We start from the raw sequence: 17,072 nt of genomic DNA, 5'->3' as shown, positions 1-17,072 counted from the left end.
TCAGAAGGCGGTCTTGCCTCCCATGGCCAGGGCCAGCTTGCGGAAGGGCGCGGCCTCGTCGGCGCGGCTCTGCCGCTCCAGCGTCCTGGCCAGCACCTCGTGCGCCCAGGCGTTGCACGGGTCGAGCTCCACCAGCCGGCGGAACGTCGCCTCCGCCCGCGAGAGCTGGGCGGAGTGGAAGTAGGCACGGCCGAGCAGCTCGATCACGCTGCGGTTGCCGGGCTGCTCTTCGGCCAGCGGCTCCAGGATCCGCGCCGCCTCGGCGGGATCACGCATCTCGAAGTACAGCCTGGCCCTCTCGTAGGTCTCGAAAAGCTGCTCCATGCCCGGCGCAACCGGCCGCGACCCCCGCGTATTCCGCCGGCTCACAGATCGGGGAGGGGGTCGCGGGGCAGGCTGTCACGGGCGAAGATCTCGGTGTCGGCGGCGTTGACGACCGGCACGTACTCGTCGTCCACCTCGAAGAACGCCCCCGCGAACTCGAAGGACGCGCCGTTGCCCGTCTCCACCGGGCCGATCCTGGTGCCCCGCGGGTAGGTGCCCCACACGCTGCGCGGCCTGGCCCCGCCGAGCGACCCGGTGGAGATCACCGCGATCTGCTCGTCGGTCACCACGAAGATGAACCCGGCACCGCCCCCGTACGTCATCGCGGGGAAGATGTAACGGATCTCCCTCTCGATGCCCAGGAACTCCCGGCATCGGTCGCGCAACGGCCGTGGGACGGGCATGGCGGCGGGAACCTCCCCGGGGACGGGTCTCCTCGACCGCATCAATCATGCACCGGTCCCTGAGATCATCGCCAGCGTCCGCCGCACGGCCGCCACGGCCGCCACGGCCGCCGCGCCGCCGCGCACAGGGCCGCACAGGGGGCCGGCCCTGCGCACCTCATACGACCCACCTCATACGGGTGTCTCACACGCTCGCCAGCGCCACGGTCGGCGCCAGCCGCGCCGCGCGCATCGCCGGGTAGAGCCCGGCCATCGTGCCGATCGCCAGCGTCGCGGCGAGCGCGCCTCCGAGCGCCCACAACGGGACGACCGGCGGCCACCCCCGGTACAGCGCGAACGCCACCGTGACCGCCGTGCCGAGAACGATCCCGGCCGCGCCGCCCAGCGCCGACAGCAGCAGCGACTCGGCCAGGAACTGGACGCGCACCTGGCCGCGGGTGGCGCCCAGCGAGCGGCGCAGCCCGATCTCCCGGCGCCGCTCCAGGACGGAGATCACCATCGTGTTGGCGACGCCGACCCCGCCGACCAGCAGCGCGACCGCGCCGAGCCCCAGCAGCAGGTTGGTGAACGCGCCCGCTGCCGCCGCCCTGGCCTCCAGCGCGTCCGATGGCCGGCTCACCTCCACCTCCTCGGGGTTCTGCGGGTTGATGGTGCGTCCCAGCACGGCGCGGACGTCCTCCACCGCGTCGTCGGCCGACCGCTCGTACACCGTGGTGGGATGTCCGTCGAACCCGAGGTAGGTGCCGGCCGCCTCCCAGCCGACCAGCGCGGACCGGTCGACCTCGGGGGCCAGCTCGGCGGGACCGAGCACGCCGAGCACGGTGAACCACCGGCCGCCGATCCACACGCGCCCGCCCGCCCGGTCGAAGCCGAGCCGCCGCGCCGCCTCCGCGCCCAGCACCACGCCGGGGTAGCGCGCGGTGGCGGGGTTCAGCCAGGCGCCGTGCCGCACCGGCACGTCCAGCGTGGCGAGCAGCCCGGTGGAGGCGGCCTGCACGGAGATCCCATGCGTGATCTCGTCCGGGATCCGGTCGGTGCGGCGCACGGTCGTCTCGATCGTGCCGAGCGCGCCGACCTCGGTGACCGGGCCGATCCTGGCGACCATCGCGGGCGCCGACTCCGGCAGCCGCGCCTCCTCGCCGAACAGCGTGCTGCCCGGCTTGGCCGTCAGCAGGTTGGTGCCGAGCCGGTCCAGCCGCCGCATCAGGTCCTCCTTGCTGGACGAGGAGATCCCGATGACCGCGACCATCGTGGCGATCCCGATGGCGATGCCCAGCGCGGACAGCACCACCCGGGCCGGTCTGGCACGCAATCCGCCGAGGCCCGTGCGGACCACGTCCCGCCCGCTCAGCCGCGCCGGGACGAGCGGCGGCAGCGGCGTCGTCATCGTCGCCCGGCTCATCGGGCCGTCACCCCCGCCCGCTCGTCGGCGACGATCCGCCCGTCCCGCACCCGGACACGGCGCGGCGCGGCGGCCGCCACCTCCGTGTCATGCGTGATGATCGCGACGGTGGTGCCGGTGCCGTGCAGGTCGCGCAGCAGGTCCAGCACCTCGGTCCCGGACGCGGTGTCGAGGTTGCCGGTCGGCTCGTCGGCCAGCAGCAGGTCCGGCTCGCCGACCACGGCCCGCGCCACCGCGACCCGCTGTTGCTCGCCTCCCGACAGTTGGTCGGGACGGTGCCCGGTGCGGTGCCCGAGCCCGACCCGTTCGAGCGCGGCGGCGGCGCGCTCTCGACGCTGCCGCAGGGTGTTGCGCGCACCGCCGTTCCCTCCGTAGAGGAGGCCGTCGGCGACGTTGTCCAGCGCGCTCACCCCGGCCGCGAGGTGGAACTGCTGGAACACGAACCCGATGTGCCTAGCGCGCAGCGCCGACAGCTCCCGGTCGGGCAGCTCGGCGACCTCGTACCCGGCGATGCGGACGGTGCCCTCGCTGGGCCGGTCCAGCGTCCCGATCAGGTGCAGCAGGGTCGACTTGCCCGACCCGGACGGTCCCACGATGGCGGTCATCTCCCCGCGCCCGATCACCAGGTCCACGCCGCGCAGCGCCCGCACGCCGCCCGGGTACGTCTTGGCGACCCCGGCCAGCTCGACGATCGGCTCACTCACCGGCGGGCACCCCGACCTTCATGCCCGCGGCCAGGCCCGGCCCGCTGATCTCGACACGGCCGCCGCCGAACGCGCCGGTCGTCACCGGGACGATCCGCCTGCCCGCGCCCTCGACGACCTCGACGCCGAAGCCGCCCTCGCGCAGGCCCAGCAGCGCCTCGATCGGGACGGACAGGACGCCCTCGCGCCGCTCGCTCTCCAGCTCCACCGTCACCGGCGCCTGGTCGAGCCGCCCGGTGTCGGCGTTCCGGTCGAGGGTGATCTCCACGTCCACCGTGGTCCTGGGGTTCTGCTCGGTGCCGGTCTCCTCCGCGACCGTGCCCACGGACGCGATACGGCCCGCGACGACCTTGCCGCCGGGCAGCTCGACCGACACCCTGGCGCCCTTGACCGCCATGTCCTGCTTGTCGGCGTCCAGGTCGATGTGGACGATCCGCCGCGTCCCGGCCACCGTCATCACCGGCTGCCCGGGGGCGACCCGTTTGCCCTCCGGGGCCTTGACGGTCTTCACGCGCACGGCGCCGGGCAGGAACACGACCTGCTTGTCGTCCACGCGCCCGGTCTCCTCCAGGCCCCTGTCGTCCTGCCACTCTCTAATGGCGGCCTCGGTGGCGGCGGTGAACTCATCGTCCACCGTCAGGTCGCCCCCGTACCCGAGGGCCTTCAGGTTGGACTCCAGGGCCTTGACGTCCGCCCCGTCCGAGACGCCCGACCCGATGGCCCGGTACATGGGCGTCCCGCCGTACATCAGCGTGACGGGCCGGTTCTGTACGCGCACCAGGGGGTCGCCGCGTTCGATGACGGCGCCTTGGGACGGCGCCCAGGTGACCACGCCGGAGGCGCCGACCCACACGTCCCGCTCCCCCTCGAAGGTCAGGGTGCCGTCCACCTTCTCCGTGTCGACCAGGTCCCCCTTGGTGATGGCGGCCGTCGACAGCTCCACGTTCCCACCCTGCGCCCGCGCGTCACCGTCGTCCCCGATCAAGGCGAACGCGGCGCCGCCCCCGGCGACCACCGTCACGGCCGCCCCGATCGCGAGCATCCGCCTCACCGGCCCACCTTCCGCCGGATGTCCTGGAGGTGGTGGCCGCACAGCGGGCGCGCCTTCTCGAACTTCGCGCGGTCGCGGCCCAGCAGGCCCCCGAACCCCTCGCCGGGCTTCGGGTCGGGGATGTCGATGCCGTTCCGGCGGGCGCACTGCGCGAACTTCACCATCGCGTCCCTGATCTCCGGGTCGTCCAGGTTGAAGTTCATCCCGGCGGCCTCCAGGAGATGGCGGCACTTCTGCAGCGCTACCTGGAGCTTCCGCCGGTCGCCCTCGCGTCGCAGTTCCATCCGGAAGTTCCGGTCGGGCTGCGGGTCGGGCATGTCGATCCCGTTCTCCCGCATGCACTGCGCGAACTTCAGCCGCGCGTCCTCCGGCCTGAGCGAGGCCGACGCCTGGACCGACGCCTTGGCCGCCGTTCCGCCCGCGCTGGCCACCCCGCCACCGTCATCCTCACCACCGCACCCGGCGAGCCCGACGAGCAACGGAACGATGAGGCACAGCACCCATGCCCGAGTTCTCATGTCATCCTCTCCACCGGGAGCACGGCACCCCCGGCGGCCCCCCATTGCATCCATCAGGGGGTTAAGCCCGCATTAGGTGCCGGAGGGCGGGCGCACGGATCAAAGCCCTTGAAGGTTCGACTTGTGGCTGGCCTGTTGTCGCCAGGAGGGCGGGGGGCGATGGGTCTGGGCGCAGGGGCCGATACGCGCAATCTTGGGGGCATGAGATCGCGACTGATGCTTCTCGCTCTGATGGCCGGGCTCGTGGTCCCCGTGGGCGGCGCCGCGCACGCGAGCGGTGGCAGGCTCCCCGATCGGATCCCGCTGCCCAACGGGTTCCAGCCCGAAGGAATCGCGACCGGGCACAAGACCTATGCCTACCTGGGGTCGCGGGTGGACGGCCGGATCTGGCGGGCCGACCTGCGCACCGGGAAGGGCAAGGTGTTCAGCCCCGGTCCCGGAACGCCGTCGCTGGGGCTGAAGACCGGCAACGGGCTCCTGTACGTCGCGGGCGGCACCGGCGGCGACGCCCGGGTGATCGACCTGCGCACCGGGAGGATCCTCAAGCGGCACGTGCTGACCACCGGAACCGCGTTCATCAACGACCTGGTGCTCACCCGGTCCGGCGCGTTCGTGACCGACTCGGCGAACCCGGTGCTGTACCGGCTGCCGCTGGGCGTCCACGGGAAGGCCACGTCGGTGCCGCTGAGCGGCGACTGGGTCCAGGAGGCGGGCACCAACGCCAACGGGATCGTGCAGACCCCCGACCGCAGGTCGCTGCTGATCGTCCAGTCCAACACCGGGCGGCTGTTCAGGGTGGACCCCAGGACGGGCCACGCCAGGCTGGTCGACCTGGGCGGCGAGTCCCTCCAGTTCGGGGACGGGATGCTGCTGGTCGGCAGCACGCTGTACGTCGTCCAGAACCGGGACAACGTGATCGCCGTCCTGAAGGTCGCCAGGGACGGCCGCAAGGCGCGGGTCGTGGAGCGGATCACCGATCCGGACTTCGACGTGCCGGCGACCGTGGCCAGGTTCGGTGGGCGGCTCTACCTGCCCAACGCCCGGTTCACCACGCCGCCGACCCCGGAGACCCCCTACGACATCGTCTCGGTCAGGCCCTGAGGACGCGCGGGCTTACCCGCGTTTAACGACGTCTCGGGCATGCTCCAGGGCATGCGTGTACTGATCGTCGAGGACGAGCGGATCCTCGCGGACACCATCGCCGAGGGGTTGCGCGAGGAGGCGATCGCCGTCGACGTGGTCTACGACGGCGACGACGCCCTGGAACGGACCTCCCACACCGGGTACGACGTGGTGGTCCTGGACCGGGACCTACCCACCGTGCACGGCGACGAGGTCTGCCGTGAGCTGGCGGGGCGCCACCCCGGCCGCATCCTGATGCTGACCGCGGCCGGGGACGTCGCCGCGCGGGTGGACGGGCTGGCCCTGGGCGCCGACGACTACCTGCCCAAGCCGTTCGTGTTCAGCGAGCTGGTCGCGCGGGTGCGGGCGCTGGGACGGCGCTCGGCGCCGGCCGTCCCGCCGGTCCTGGAACGGGCCGGGGTGCGGCTCGATCCGCACCGGCGGACGGTGGAACGGGACGGGCGGCCGCTGCGGCTCACCAAGAAGGAGTTCACGGTCCTGGAGGAGCTGCTGCGCGCCGACGGCGGCGTGGTCAGCGCGGAGACCCTGCTGGACCGCGCCTGGGACGAGCACATCGACCCGTTCAGCAACATCGTGCGGGTGACGATGGCGACCTTGCGCAAGAAGCTGGGCGACCCGCCGGTGATCGAGACGGTCACCGGCGCCGGGTACCGGCTGGAGGGAACGCCGTGATCGCCCTGCTGAAGGCGCCGGCACGGATGCTGCTGAGGACCGTGGCGGGTGGGCGTCCGCCCCGGCTGAGCGTGCGGGCGCGGCTGACGCTGGTGTACGGGTCGCTGTTCCTCTTCTCGATCGCGGTGCTGGTCACGGTCAGCTACGTGCTGACCGCCCGCGCCATCGACGAGCGGGTGGGGACGCTGTCGCCGATCAAGCCCCGCCCGGGGGTGCTGGAGCGGATCCTGGGCGACAGCGACCGGGCGGCCGCGCTGGTCGAGGCCAGGGAGGAGCTGAACCGCCAGTTGGAGGAGCAGAAGCGGGAGGTGCTGGCGCAGCTCCTCCAGACCTCGCTGCTGATGCTGCTGGTGTTCGGCGCGCTGACCGTCCTGGTCGGGTACGTGGTGTCGGGCCGGATGCTGCGTCCGCTGCACCGGGTGACCGCGACGGCGCACCGGCTGTCGCAGTCCAATCTGCACGAGCGGATCGCGCTGGACGGCCCGCAGGACGAGATCAAGGAGCTGGCCGACACCTTCGACCGGATGCTGGACCGGCTGAGCCGGGCGTTCGACGCGCAGCGCCGGTTCGTCGCCAACGCCTCGCACGAGCTGCGCACCCCGCTCACGATCAACCGCACGGTGCTGGAGGTGGCGATCGCGAGCCGGAAGAACCCGCCGGAGACCAAGGCGCTGGCGGACGTGCTGCTGGGCAACACCGCCCGGCACGAGCGGCTGATCGAGGGGCTGCTGACGCTGGCCCGTTCAGAGCGCGAGCTGTCGACCCGCACGCCGACCCCGCTGGCCGACGTGGTGCGCAGCGCGCTCGACCAGATGGAGGAGCCGCCGGGCGGGATCGAGGTGGAGTCCGAGCTGGGTCCGGGCACGGTCGAGGGCGACCCGGTGCTGCTGGAGCGGTGCGCGGTGAACCTGCTGGAGAACGCGGTGAAGTACAACGTGCCGGGCGGCCGGGTGCGGGTGCGGACCGGCAGCCGCTCGGGGCTCGCCGTGCTCAGCGTCGAGAACACCGGCAGGCCGGTGCCGTCCTACGAGGTGGAGCGGATCTTCGAGCCGTTCCAGCGGCTGCGCGCCGACCGGGTGGGCTCGGCGCAGGGCGCGGGGCTCGGCCTGTCGATCGTGCGGGCCGTGGTGGACGCGCACGGCGGGACGATCCAGACGGTGCCGCGCCAGGACGGCGGCCTGGCGATCACCATCTGGTTCCCGGACGGCGCGGCGAGCGGCGCGCCGTCCGCGGTGGCGGTGCCCGCGACATCGGGGGCCGCTCTCGGGAGTCAGTGATTACTGACGAGTAGGCTTGGCTTGTCACTCCCGAGTTCCCGCTGGACGGTCGAGGGCAGGCTGCACAGCGCCGCCCCGGCCTTCAGGGTGAACGGCGCCCGCTTCCTGGAGCCGGGCGTGGCCTCGCTACCGGGCTGACCACCAGGCGTTTCACGACAACACGGGCGTTCCGGATGTCACCTTCGGGACGCCCTTGTCGTGTCTTCCTCCCAAAGCGGCCGGAGGGGGTTTCGACCGCTCGCGATCGGTGAGCATAGGCCCGTACCTGACCCCCGCCGAGGAGGACGGCGTGTCCCTGTTCCGCACGAAGAGCGTCGAGGACTCGATACGCGACACCGAGGCCGAGAGCCCCGAGCACCGGCTGCGCCGGGACCTGTCGGCCGCGGACCTGACCGTGTTCGGCATCGGGGTGATCATCGGCACCGGGATCTTCGTCCTGACCGGCCAGGTCGCCAAGGACAAGGCCGGACCGGCGGTCGCGCTGTCGTTCATCCTCGCCGCCATCGTGTGCGGGCTGGCCGCGCTGTGCTACGCCGAGTTCTCCTCGACCGTCCCGGTGGCGGGCTCGGCCTACACCTACTCCTACGCCACCCTCGGCGAGCTGCCGGCGTGGATCATCGGCTGGGACCTGATCCTGGAGCTGGCGCTGGCCGCCGCCGTGGTCGCGGTCGGCTGGTCCGGGTACGCCGTCTCGCTGCTGGACTCCTGGGGCTGGACCATCCCGGCGGACTGGGCCAACCCGCCGGGCGAGGCCGGCGGAATCCTCAACGTGCCCGCGATCCTGCTGGTGCTGGCCGTCACCGCGGTGCTGGTGGCCGGGGTGAAGATCTCCTCGCGGGTGAACGCGCTGATCGTCGCGGTCAAGCTGTTCGTGGTGCTGCTGGTGATCGTCGCCGGGCTGTTCTACGTCAAGGCGGACAACTACACCCCGTTCATCCCGCCGTCGCAGGCCACGCCCAACGCCGAGGGCGGCGACGCGCCGCTGATCCAGGTGCTGTTCGGCATCACCCCGGTCAGCTTCGGCTGGCTCGGCGTGTTCGCCGCGATCGCCGTGGTGTTCTTCGCCTACATCGGCTTCGACATCGTCGCCACCGCCGCCGAGGAGGCCCGCCGCCCGCAGCGCGACCTGCCCATCGGCCTGATCGGCTCGCTGGTCATCACCGCCGTCCTGTACGCGCTGGTGTCGCTGGTGGTGGTCGGCATGCGGCACTACACCCGGCTGAGCGAGGCGGCCCCGCTCGCCGACGCGTTCAAGGCGGTCGGCAGCCCCGGCTTCGCCACCGTGATCAGCATCGGGGCGGTGGCCGGGCTCACCACGGTGGTGCTGATCCTGCTGCTCGGGCAGAGCCGGGTGTTCTTCGCGATGGGCCGGGACGGGCTGCTGCCCGAATGGCTGTCGGCCGTCCACCCGCGGTTCGGCACCCCGTACCGGTCCACCATCCTGATGGGCGTGATCGCCGCCGTGCTGGCCGGGTTCATCCCGCTGGCCGCGCTGGCGGAACTGGTCAACATCGGCACGCTGTTCGCGTTCCTGGTCGTCTCGGTCGCCGTCGTGGTGCTGCGCCGCACCCGTCCCGACCTCCGCCGCGGGTTCCGCACGCCGCTCGTCCCCGTGGTGCCGGCGCTGGCGGTGCTGGGCTGCCTGTTCATCATGGTCAACCTGCCGGTGGAGACGTGGATACGGTTCCTGGTCTGGCTGGGCATCGGCTTCGTCGTCTACTTCTTCTACGGCCGCCGGCACAGCCATCTGGACATCGCCGCCAAGATGGGCGAAGGCCCGGTCATCGGCCCCAAAGATCCGGTCGCCTGAAAGGCCGCCGATCGGCTGAGGCACAATGGCCCGCATGGCTGCTCCTCCGCGTGTCGCAGTGATCGGCTCCGGGCCCGCGGGCCTGTACGCCGCCGAGGCCCTGGTCAAGCAGACCGACGGGAACGTCAGGGTGGACGTCTTCGACCGGCTGCCCACGCCCTACGGCCTGGTCAGATATGGCGTCGCCCCGGACCACAAGTCGATCAAGTCGATCGCCCGGTATCTGCAGCGGGTGCTGGAGAACCCCGCGGTCCGGTTCTTCGGCTGCGTGGAGCTGGGCCGCGACCTGACCCGCGCCGACCTGCTCGGCTGCTACGACGCCGTGCTGTACTCCACCGGCGCGATGGTCGACCGGCGCCTCGGCGTGCCCGGCGAGGACCTGCCCGGCAGCGTCGCCGCCACCGACTTCGTCAACTGGTACTGCGGCCATCCCGACGCCGCCGACCACGTCTTCGACCTCACCGCCGAGGAGGTCGCGGTCATCGGCGTCGGCAACGTGGCCGTGGACGTGGTGCGGATCCTGGCCAAGTCCGCCGACGAGCTGCGCGAGACCGATGTCCCCGAACACGTGCTGGACGCGCTGGCGGCCGGCCGGGTCAGGCGCATCCACATGATCGGGCGGCGCGGCCCGGCGCAGGCCAAGTTCACCACCAAGGAGCTGCGCGAGCTGGGCGAGCTCCCCGGCGTCGGCGTGCACGTCCGTCCCGAGGACATGGACCTCGACCCCGCGAGCGCGGGACTGGCCGAGTCCGACCGGCAGGTGCGCGGCAACGTCAAGGTCCTGAACGGGTGGACCACCGAGCCCGACGCGACCCTCCCCCGCCGCATCGACGTGCGGTTCTGGCGCGCGCCCGCGGAGATCCTCGGCACCGGGCGGGTGGAGGGCCTGCGGCTGGAGCGCACGACGCTGGACGAGTCGGGACGCGTCCGCGGCACCGGCGAGCACGAGACGCTGCCCGTCGGCCTGGTGCTGCGGTCGGTCGGCTACCAGAGCGTGGCACTGGACGGCGTCCCGTTCGACGACCGCGCCTCCGTCGTCCCGAACGCGGCCGGGCGGATCCTCGGGCCGGACGGCGCACCGATCCCGCGCGAGTACGTGGCGGGCTGGATCAAGCGCGGACCCACCGGCGTCGTGGGCACCAACAAGTCCGACGCCGCCGAGACCGTGCGCAACCTGCTGGAGGACTTCGACCCCGACGGCCCGCGTCCCGGCGGCACCATCGAGGACCTGCTGGAGTCGCGCGGGCTGCGGGTCGTCACCTACAACGACTGGCTCAACCTCGACGCGGCCGAGATCGAGCTGGCCCGTTCCCTGAGCCGCGGCGAACGGGTGAAGCTGGCGCGCTGGGACGCGATGCGCGCGGCCTGCCATCCGGAATGACCGTCCCCTGAGGGGGAGATCGGCACGGGCCGGCACGGGTCAGAGCATGGTCCTGCGCAGGATCGCATGTTTGAACTAGTGACGTAGACCTCTACAGAGCGCTACGGTGCGCGTGTGACCGGCGGTCCAGAGCTGTACGGATTCCCCCCTCCGGAGCGGCTGCCCGATCTGCGGTGGCTCGGCCCCGACTACGTGTCCGTACTCGTCTACGACCTGACGCAGGGGTTGCTGCGCCAGGATCCCGGCACGCGCGTCATGGGCGTGCGGTGCGAGGGAAAGCCAGAGCTACGCGCCACCGTCGACACCACCGGTGTCATCCGCGCGCACGACGCGTCGTTCCCCTTGCAGGTGTTCGTCCAGGACGGCGCGGGCCGCCCATGGCGGTTGCGCGGCCGGTGGACCTACTCCGGCCGCGACCTCGGCACCGCCACGGCGACCATCACCCACTACTGGCAGCTCGGCTCGGCGGAGGGCGTGTGACCGCGTCCGCTAGTTCCGCCGGTCGTCCTCCAGCCCCGGCGACAGCCACGAGGCGAGCACGGACGCGGCCTCGTCGCCGAACGCCTGGTTGCTGCCGTAGTTCTCGACCGAGCCGGACGAGCCGGGCCTGGTGCGGATGGTCGTCATGGCCCGGCCGCGCTTGAGCCTCACACCGCGCAGGACGAACCGCACGTTCTGCCCGGCGAGCTCGACCAGCGCCGGCACCCGGTCCCGGCCGCCCCAGGTGATGACGGAGTCGCGGCCCTCGATGACGGTGTCCCTGGTGATCGGCGGCAGCGCGGAGTTCTCCCCGTGCCGCTTGGTCACGACGTAGGTGCAGTTGGGCACCAGCGCGATCCGGCCGCCCGCCCTGATCGCGCGGGCCAGCGCGGTGTCCCCCGCGCCGTGCGCGCAGGGCACGTGCGCCACCGCCTCGTCGTCGACCGCGGTCGTCCACGGCTGCGCCGGCCGCGTCTTCGGCGACTGCCCCCCGGATCCCTGCTGCCGCGGGGGCTCGGGTGCCGCCGTCGCCGCCGAGGACATCGCGGTCACGGCCGCCAGCACCACCACCGGCATGGTGCGGCGCAGGCCAACCCCCAGGTTCGTGTTGTCACGCATGTGCTCCCCCGTCCTGCCGGATACATAGAGGCCGGATACCTAGAGCCCCGGATACCTTGAGCCTCGGTACGCTCGCACAACGTAATCGGCGGCGATCGGCAGGCGGCGCTCCGGCACACCGGAGGCGACCGTCCCATGACGAGGACATGAGCCGGTTTTTCCCGCGGGCCGGAGACGGGCCTGGGGCGTGGTCAGTCGGACGGGGCGGGCTCGCGTGCCTCGGACGAGGCGATCCGGCTCACGGCGGCGATGATGTCGCGGGCCAGCGCCTGCGGCGTCAGTCCCAGATCGTCCAGGATCATCGCCCGCTTGGCGTGGTCGAGGAACTCCTGCGGGATGCCGAACGTACGGACCGGCACGTCCACGCCGGAATCGCGCAGCAGCCGGGCCACCGCGTCGCCCACGGCGCCGACCCTGCCGTTGTCCTCGACGACCGCGACCATGCTGTGCCCGGCCGCGGCCTGCACCAGCGCCGGGTCGAGCGGCTTGACCCACCGGGGGTCGACCACGGTGGCGCCGATCCCCTGCGCGGCGAGCCGTTCCCCCACCTCGACCGCGGGGGTCGCCATCGCGCCCACGGCGACCACCAGTACCCGGGTGCCGTTGGCGCCGTCGTGCCGGGCCAGCACGTCCATGCCGCCGAGCGCGCCGACCGCCTCGACGTCGTCCGCCACCGGGCCCTTGGGGAAGCGCAGCGCGGTGGGGCCGTCCTCGACCGCCACCGCCTCGCGCAGCAGCTCGCGCACGCGGGCGCCGTCGCGCGGCACCGCGATCCGCATGCCCGGCACCAGTTGCAGGATCGACAGGTCCCACATGCCGTTGTGGCTGGGCCCGTCGTCGCCGGTCACCCCGGCACGGTCCAGGACGAACGTGACCGCCTGCCGGTGCAGCGCCACGTCCATCAGCACCTGGTCAAAGGCCCGGTTGAGGAACGTGGCGTAGATCGCCACAACCGGGTGCAGGCCGCCCAGCGCCAGCCCGGCCGCGGAGGTCACCGCGTGCTGCTCGGCGATGCCCACGTCGTAGATCCGGTCCGGGTACGCCTCGGCGAACGCGGCCAGCCCCACCGGGTGCAGCATCGCCGCGGTGATCCCCACGATGTCGTCGCGCTCGGCGCCGAGCGCCACCATCTCCTCGCTGAACACGTTGGTCCAGATGCGGCCCTTGGGCTTCTGCACGCCGGTCTTGCGGTCGTACGGGCCGGGCGAGTGGAACTGCTCCTCGTCGTCGTTCTCCGCGGGCGCGTAGCCGTTGCCCTTGCGCGTGATGCAGTGGACGATCACCGGGCCGCCGAAGTCGTGCGCCTTGCGCAGGGCGTGCTCGACGGCCTGCTCGTCATGGCCGTCGATGGGCCCGACGTACTTCAGGCCGAGGTCCTCGAACATCGCCTGCGGCTGCAGGATGTCCTTCAGGCCCTTCTTGATGCCGTGCAGCGTCTCGTACGCGGCGTTGCCGACGACGGGAGCGCGCGGCACCGTCTTCTTGATGAGTTCGAGCGCGTGCTCGTAGGTCGAGGTGACCCGCAGGTCGGCCAGGTGGCGGGCCAGCCCGCCGATGGTGGGCGAGTAGGAACGGCCGTTGTCGTTCACCACGATGATGACGCGGCGGTCGCGGCCCTCGGCGATGTTGTTCAGCGCCTCCCAGCACATCCCGCCGGTCAGCGCGCCGTCCCCGACCACCGGGACCACCACGCGGTCGGTCTCGCCGCGCAGCTCGAACGCCTTGGCCAGCCCGTCGGCGTACGAGAGCGCGGTGGAGGCGTGCGAGTTCTCGATGACGTCGTGCTCGGACTCGGCGGCGCTCGGGTAGCCCGACAGCCCGCCGCGCTGCTTGAGCAGGGAGAAGTCGTGCCGGCCCGTGAGCAGCTTGTGGACGTAGCACTGGTGGCCGGTATCGAAGAGGATCTTGTCGCGGGGCGAGTCGAACACCCGGTGCAGCGCGATGGTGAGTTCGATCACTCCCAGGTTGGGTCCAAGGTGCCCGCCGGTCTTCGCCACGGCGTCCACCAGGAACTCGCGGATCTCCTCGGCGAGCAGGGGCAGCTCGGTGGCGTCCAGTCGCTTGAGGTCCTGCGGACTCCGGATCGACTCCAGCAGAGACACGCGCGTCAACTCCTCCATCAGGGGCCCTGCCGTCGCTCTTCGGGCGAAGCCCCCGAGGGCTGGGGGTCCGCCCCAGGGGCGACTCTGACCCTGGTGTCCGCGGGCCGTTCCGAGTTTAGTCCCGGTTTGCCCGCCGCGTGGCCCGGCCTCATTTCCCTCGCGCCACGCGCACGAAATCCTCACGCGCGAGGGAACGGGGCCGTGGGGTAAGAAGAGGGCATGGGTGTCGAAGAGATCGTGCTGCTCAATGAGGCCGACGAGGCCATCGGTTCGGCACCCAAGGTGCCGAGCCACCACCGCACCACCCCCTATCACCTCGCCTTCTCGTGTTTCCTGCTGAACACCTCCGGTAAGGTTCTGATCACCCGTCGCGCGCTCGGTAAACGGACGTTCCCCGGTGTGTGGACCGGAAGCTGCTGCGGCCACCCGGGTCCAGGTGAGGGCCTGCGCGCCGCCGTGGCCCGTCGGCTGCGCGACGAGCTGGGCGTCGAGGCGCAAGAGTTCACCTCGATCCTGCCCGGCTTCCGCTACCAGGCCACGGCGGCCGACGGCACCGTCGAGAACGAGCGGTGCCCGGTGGTCCGCGCCATCGCCGCGGCCGACACCGTCCACCCCGACCCCGACGAGGTGGAGGACGCCCAGTGGTGGACGTGGGAACGGTGCAAGGAGCTGGCCGCCCGTCCCGAGGCGTCCCCCTGGTTCCGCCTGCAGATGGGCGAGCTGGTGCCGCTCGGCGACCCGCTGGAGTGGCCCGATGCGGGCGTCGAGGGCCTTCCCCCCTTCCTGACCTGGTAGGGCCCGCGCCTGACCTGGTAGGGCCCGCGGCGCCCGGACGGCGCCGGCCTCGGCGCACGGTAACCACGAGATCACTATTCGGTCGCGGCTGTTGACCTTCACCCGTGCCGAGCGGACGCTTGGTGCTCCGGGACGAAAGGGACGTGCGATGCGAGGACGGTGGAAGGCCGTCGCCGCAGTGGCCCTCAGCGGCGCGCTGGTCATTTCGGGTTGCGGCGGCGACGGAGGGGGCGGCGACGCCTCCGAAGTGGAGGTCTTCTCCTGGTGGACCGGCCCCGGCGAGGCCGACGGCCTCAAGGCACTGCAGGCCGACTTCGAGAAGAAGAACCCGGGGATCAAGTTCACCAACGCCGCGATCGCCGGCGGCTCGGGCACCCAGGCGCAGGCCGTGCTGGCCAGCCGGTTGCAGAACCGCAAGCCGCCGGACTCCTTCCAGGGACACGCGGGCGCCGAACTCCTCGACTACATCAAGGCCGGGCAGATCGAGCCGCTGGACTCCTTCTACGAGGAGAACAACCTCAAGCAGGCGTACCCGCAGCAGCTCCTCGACCAGATCTCCTACCAGGGCAAGATCTACTCGGTGCCGGTGAACATCCACCGCTCCAACATCCTCTGGTACAACCCGAAGATCCTCGACGAGGCCGGGGTGTCCGGACCGCCCACGTCGATCCCCGAGTTCATCGACGCGCTGAAGAAGGTCGACGCGGCCGGCAAGGTGCCGCTGTCGCTCGGCGCCCAGTGGACCGCCGACCACCTGCTGGAGAACGTCCTGCTCGGCTCGATGGGCGCGGACGCCTACAACGCGCTGTGGAAGCCCGGCGGCGACTGGAGCGGTCCCGCGGTCACCAAGGCGCTGGGCGAGTTCGCCGAGATCATGAAGTACACCACCGCCGAGGCGGCCTCCACCGACTGGCAGGGCGCGGCCAAGGCGGTCGTGGACGGCAAGGCCGCGTTCAACATCATGGGCGACTGGGCGTACGGCTACTACGTGAACCCGCCGCCCAACGGCCTGGCCAAGAAGCTGGACACCGACTTCAAGTACGCGGCGGCGCCCGGCACCGAAGGCGTCTACATGTGGCTGTCCGACAGCTTCACGCTGCCGAAGAACGCCCCGCACCGCGGCGGCGCGCTGGCCTGGCTCAAGGAGGTCGGCAGCAAGGAGGGGCAGGACCTCTTCAACCCCAAGAAGGGCTCCATCCCCGCGCGTAAGGACGCCGACAAGGCCCTGTACAAGGGCTACCTGGAGTACGCGATCAACGAGTGGAACAAGCCGGGCATCAAGCTGGCCGGCTCGTTCTGGCACGGCGTCTACTCCAACAAGAAGTGGCACACCGACATCGACCAGGCCGTGGGACTGTTCCTCCAGAACAAGGACGTGACCAAGCTGCAGCAGGCCCTCGTCCAGACGGCCAAGGCCAACGCGCAGTAGTGACGGCGCTCAAGGGGCGGGCGCGCGGCGGCCCGGGTCGCCGCTGGTCGCCGGGACGTTCCCGGCGATGGCTTCCCGGGCTGCTGCTGCTCTCGCCGTCCATCGTCGCCATCGGCCTGTTCGTGTACGGGCTGATCTTCTGGAACACGCGGGTCGCGCTCAGCGGGCGGCACGACGAGGTCACGCCGTACGGGTTCGACAAGGGAAAGAACTTCGTCGACCTCTGGGACGACCCGACCTGGCCGCCGGCCGTCCGGCACGCCCTGCTGTTCACGGTCGTGTTCGTGGGCGGCGCGCTGCTCCTCGGGGCGTTCCTGGCCTTCCTCATGGAGAAGGGCATCCGGTGGGAGGCGGGGTTCCGCGCCGTCTACCTCTTCCCGATGGCGATCTCGTTCATCGCCAGCGGCGTGGTGTGGCGCTGGCTGATGAACCCGGCGCCGCCCGAACGCGCCGTCGGCCTCAACCAGCTCTTCAACAAGACCGGTTTTGACGCGCTCGCCAACAACTGGTGGCAGAACCCGACCTGGGGCATGGCCGCGATGGCGCTGCCCGCGATCTGGCAGATGTCGGGCTATGTCATGGCGCTCTACCTGGCCGGCTTCCGCAGCGTTCCCGAGGACCTGCGGGAGGCCGCCAGGGTCGACGGCGCCTCGGAGTGGAAGGTGTACCGGTACGTGGTGTTCCCGCAGCTGCGGCCGGTGACGCTGTCCGCGCTGATCATCCTCGGCCATATCTCGCTCAAGGTGTTCGACCTGATCATGGCGATCGCGGGCAAGCAGATCATCACCTATGTCCCGGCCATCGCCACGTACGTGGAGGTGTTCGACTCCCACGACCCGGCCAACGGCGCCACCATCGCCACGTACCTGCTGGTGGCCGTCGCCGTGCTGGTGATCCCCTATCTGGTGTGGTCCGTACGGGCGGAGCGCGCCTCGTGAGCGCGGCGTCGGTGACCGCCCGGG

At 71.6% G+C, this 17,072-nt stretch carries 17 protein-coding genes; 9 read left to right on the top strand and 8 right to left on the bottom strand.

Annotated features, from left to right (window positions below; genetic code table 11):
- The 6 genes from QSK21_RS10340 to QSK21_RS10315 form a co-directional block, all read right to left on the bottom strand.
- Window positions 1–324 (bottom strand): tetratricopeptide repeat protein, encoded by a 324-nt coding sequence (locus QSK21_RS10340; protein WP_285695256.1) that lies wholly within the window; start codon window positions 322–324, stop codon window positions 1–3.
- Between the two features lie 41 nt (window positions 325–365).
- Entirely contained in the window at window positions 366–728 is a 363-nt protein-coding gene (locus QSK21_RS10335; protein WP_285695254.1) for a hypothetical protein, read from the bottom strand.
- 184 nt (window positions 729–912) lie between these two features.
- Window positions 913–2,130, bottom strand: coding sequence for an ABC transporter permease (locus QSK21_RS10330; RefSeq protein WP_285695253.1), 1,218 nt, complete (start codon window positions 2,128–2,130; stop codon window positions 913–915).
- Window positions 2,127–2,834: an ABC transporter ATP-binding protein gene (locus QSK21_RS10325; protein ID WP_285695252.1), complete on the bottom strand. Its 708-nt coding sequence runs from the start codon at window positions 2,832–2,834 to the stop codon at window positions 2,127–2,129. Before QSK21_RS10325 ends, QSK21_RS10330 begins: the two co-directional genes overlap by 4 nt.
- Window positions 2,827–3,876, bottom strand: coding sequence for a peptidoglycan-binding protein (locus tag QSK21_RS10320; RefSeq protein WP_285695397.1), 1,050 nt, complete (start codon window positions 3,874–3,876; stop codon window positions 2,827–2,829). Before QSK21_RS10320 ends, QSK21_RS10325 begins: the two co-directional genes overlap by 8 nt.
- A 5-nt stretch (window positions 3,877–3,881) precedes the next feature.
- The gene (locus tag QSK21_RS10315) at window positions 3,882–4,403 is read right to left on the bottom strand and encodes a hypothetical protein (protein ID WP_285695251.1); all 522 of its coding nucleotides are present in this window, start codon (window positions 4,401–4,403) and stop codon (window positions 3,882–3,884) included.
- A gap of 201 nt (window positions 4,404–4,604) precedes the next feature.
- Between QSK21_RS10315 and QSK21_RS10310 the strand changes: the two genes are divergently transcribed.
- The 6 genes from QSK21_RS10310 (at window position 4,605) to QSK21_RS10285 (ending at window position 11,166) form a co-directional block, all read left to right on the top strand.
- Window positions 4,605–5,504 carry an SMP-30/gluconolactonase/LRE family protein gene (locus tag QSK21_RS10310; protein ID WP_285695250.1) on the top strand — a complete coding sequence of 300 codons (900 nt, stop codon included), beginning with the start codon at window positions 4,605–4,607 and terminating at the stop codon, window positions 5,502–5,504.
- 51 nt (window positions 5,505–5,555) lie between these two features.
- On the top strand, window positions 5,556–6,218 hold the full coding sequence (locus QSK21_RS10305) for a response regulator transcription factor (RefSeq protein WP_285695249.1): 663 nt from the start codon (window positions 5,556–5,558) through the stop codon (window positions 6,216–6,218).
- Complete coding sequence (locus QSK21_RS10300; protein WP_285695248.1) at window positions 6,215–7,495, top strand: sensor histidine kinase; 1,281 nt, start codon at window positions 6,215–6,217, stop codon at window positions 7,493–7,495. The genes QSK21_RS10305 and QSK21_RS10300 overlap by 4 nt, the downstream gene beginning before the upstream one ends.
- A gap of 289 nt (window positions 7,496–7,784) precedes the next feature.
- Entirely contained in the window at window positions 7,785–9,305 is a 1,521-nt protein-coding gene (locus tag QSK21_RS10295; protein ID WP_285695396.1) for an amino acid permease, read from the top strand.
- Between the two features lie 34 nt (window positions 9,306–9,339).
- Window positions 9,340–10,686, top strand: a complete 1,347-nt coding sequence (locus QSK21_RS10290; protein WP_285695247.1) for an FAD-dependent oxidoreductase — start codon at window positions 9,340–9,342, stop codon at window positions 10,684–10,686.
- Between the two features lie 114 nt (window positions 10,687–10,800).
- The gene (locus QSK21_RS10285) at window positions 10,801–11,166 is read left to right on the top strand and encodes a hypothetical protein (protein ID WP_285695246.1); all 366 of its coding nucleotides are present in this window, start codon (window positions 10,801–10,803) and stop codon (window positions 11,164–11,166) included.
- Between the two features lie 9 nt (window positions 11,167–11,175).
- Here the strand turns inward: QSK21_RS10285 and QSK21_RS10280 are convergent, their stop codons facing one another.
- Window positions 11,176–11,784, bottom strand: a complete 609-nt coding sequence (locus QSK21_RS10280; RefSeq protein ID WP_285695245.1) for a hypothetical protein — start codon at window positions 11,782–11,784, stop codon at window positions 11,176–11,178.
- Between the two features lie 191 nt (window positions 11,785–11,975).
- Window positions 11,976–13,886 (bottom strand): 1-deoxy-D-xylulose-5-phosphate synthase, encoded by a 1,911-nt coding sequence (gene dxs, locus QSK21_RS10275; protein WP_285695244.1) that lies wholly within the window; start codon window positions 13,884–13,886, stop codon window positions 11,976–11,978.
- A 219-nt stretch (window positions 13,887–14,105) separates the two neighbouring features.
- Between dxs and idi the strand changes: the two genes are divergently transcribed.
- The 3 genes from idi to QSK21_RS10260 all read left to right on the top strand — a co-directional run bounded on the left by idi (window position 14,106) and on the right by QSK21_RS10260 (window position 17,048).
- Window positions 14,106–14,681, top strand: a complete 576-nt coding sequence (idi, locus tag QSK21_RS10270; RefSeq protein WP_285695243.1) for an isopentenyl-diphosphate Delta-isomerase — start codon at window positions 14,106–14,108, stop codon at window positions 14,679–14,681.
- 148 nt (window positions 14,682–14,829) lie between these two features.
- A complete protein-coding gene (locus tag QSK21_RS10265) occupies window positions 14,830–16,110 on the top strand; it encodes an ABC transporter substrate-binding protein (protein WP_285695242.1) in 1,281 nt (426 codons plus the stop codon).
- Window positions 16,110–17,048 carry a carbohydrate ABC transporter permease gene (locus tag QSK21_RS10260; protein ID WP_285695241.1) on the top strand — a complete coding sequence of 313 codons (939 nt, stop codon included), beginning with the start codon at window positions 16,110–16,112 and terminating at the stop codon, window positions 17,046–17,048. The genes QSK21_RS10265 and QSK21_RS10260 overlap by 1 nt, the downstream gene beginning before the upstream one ends.
- Window positions 17,049–17,072: the final 24 nt, after the last annotated feature.

Origin of the sequence: Actinomadura sp. NBRC 104412, from assembly GCF_030269515.1 — a bacterium.
GTDB lineage: Bacteria > Actinomycetota > Actinomycetes > Streptosporangiales > Streptosporangiaceae > Spirillospora.
Note: the sequence above shows the minus strand (reverse complement) of the source record. Positions and strands in the feature narration are given on the sequence as shown.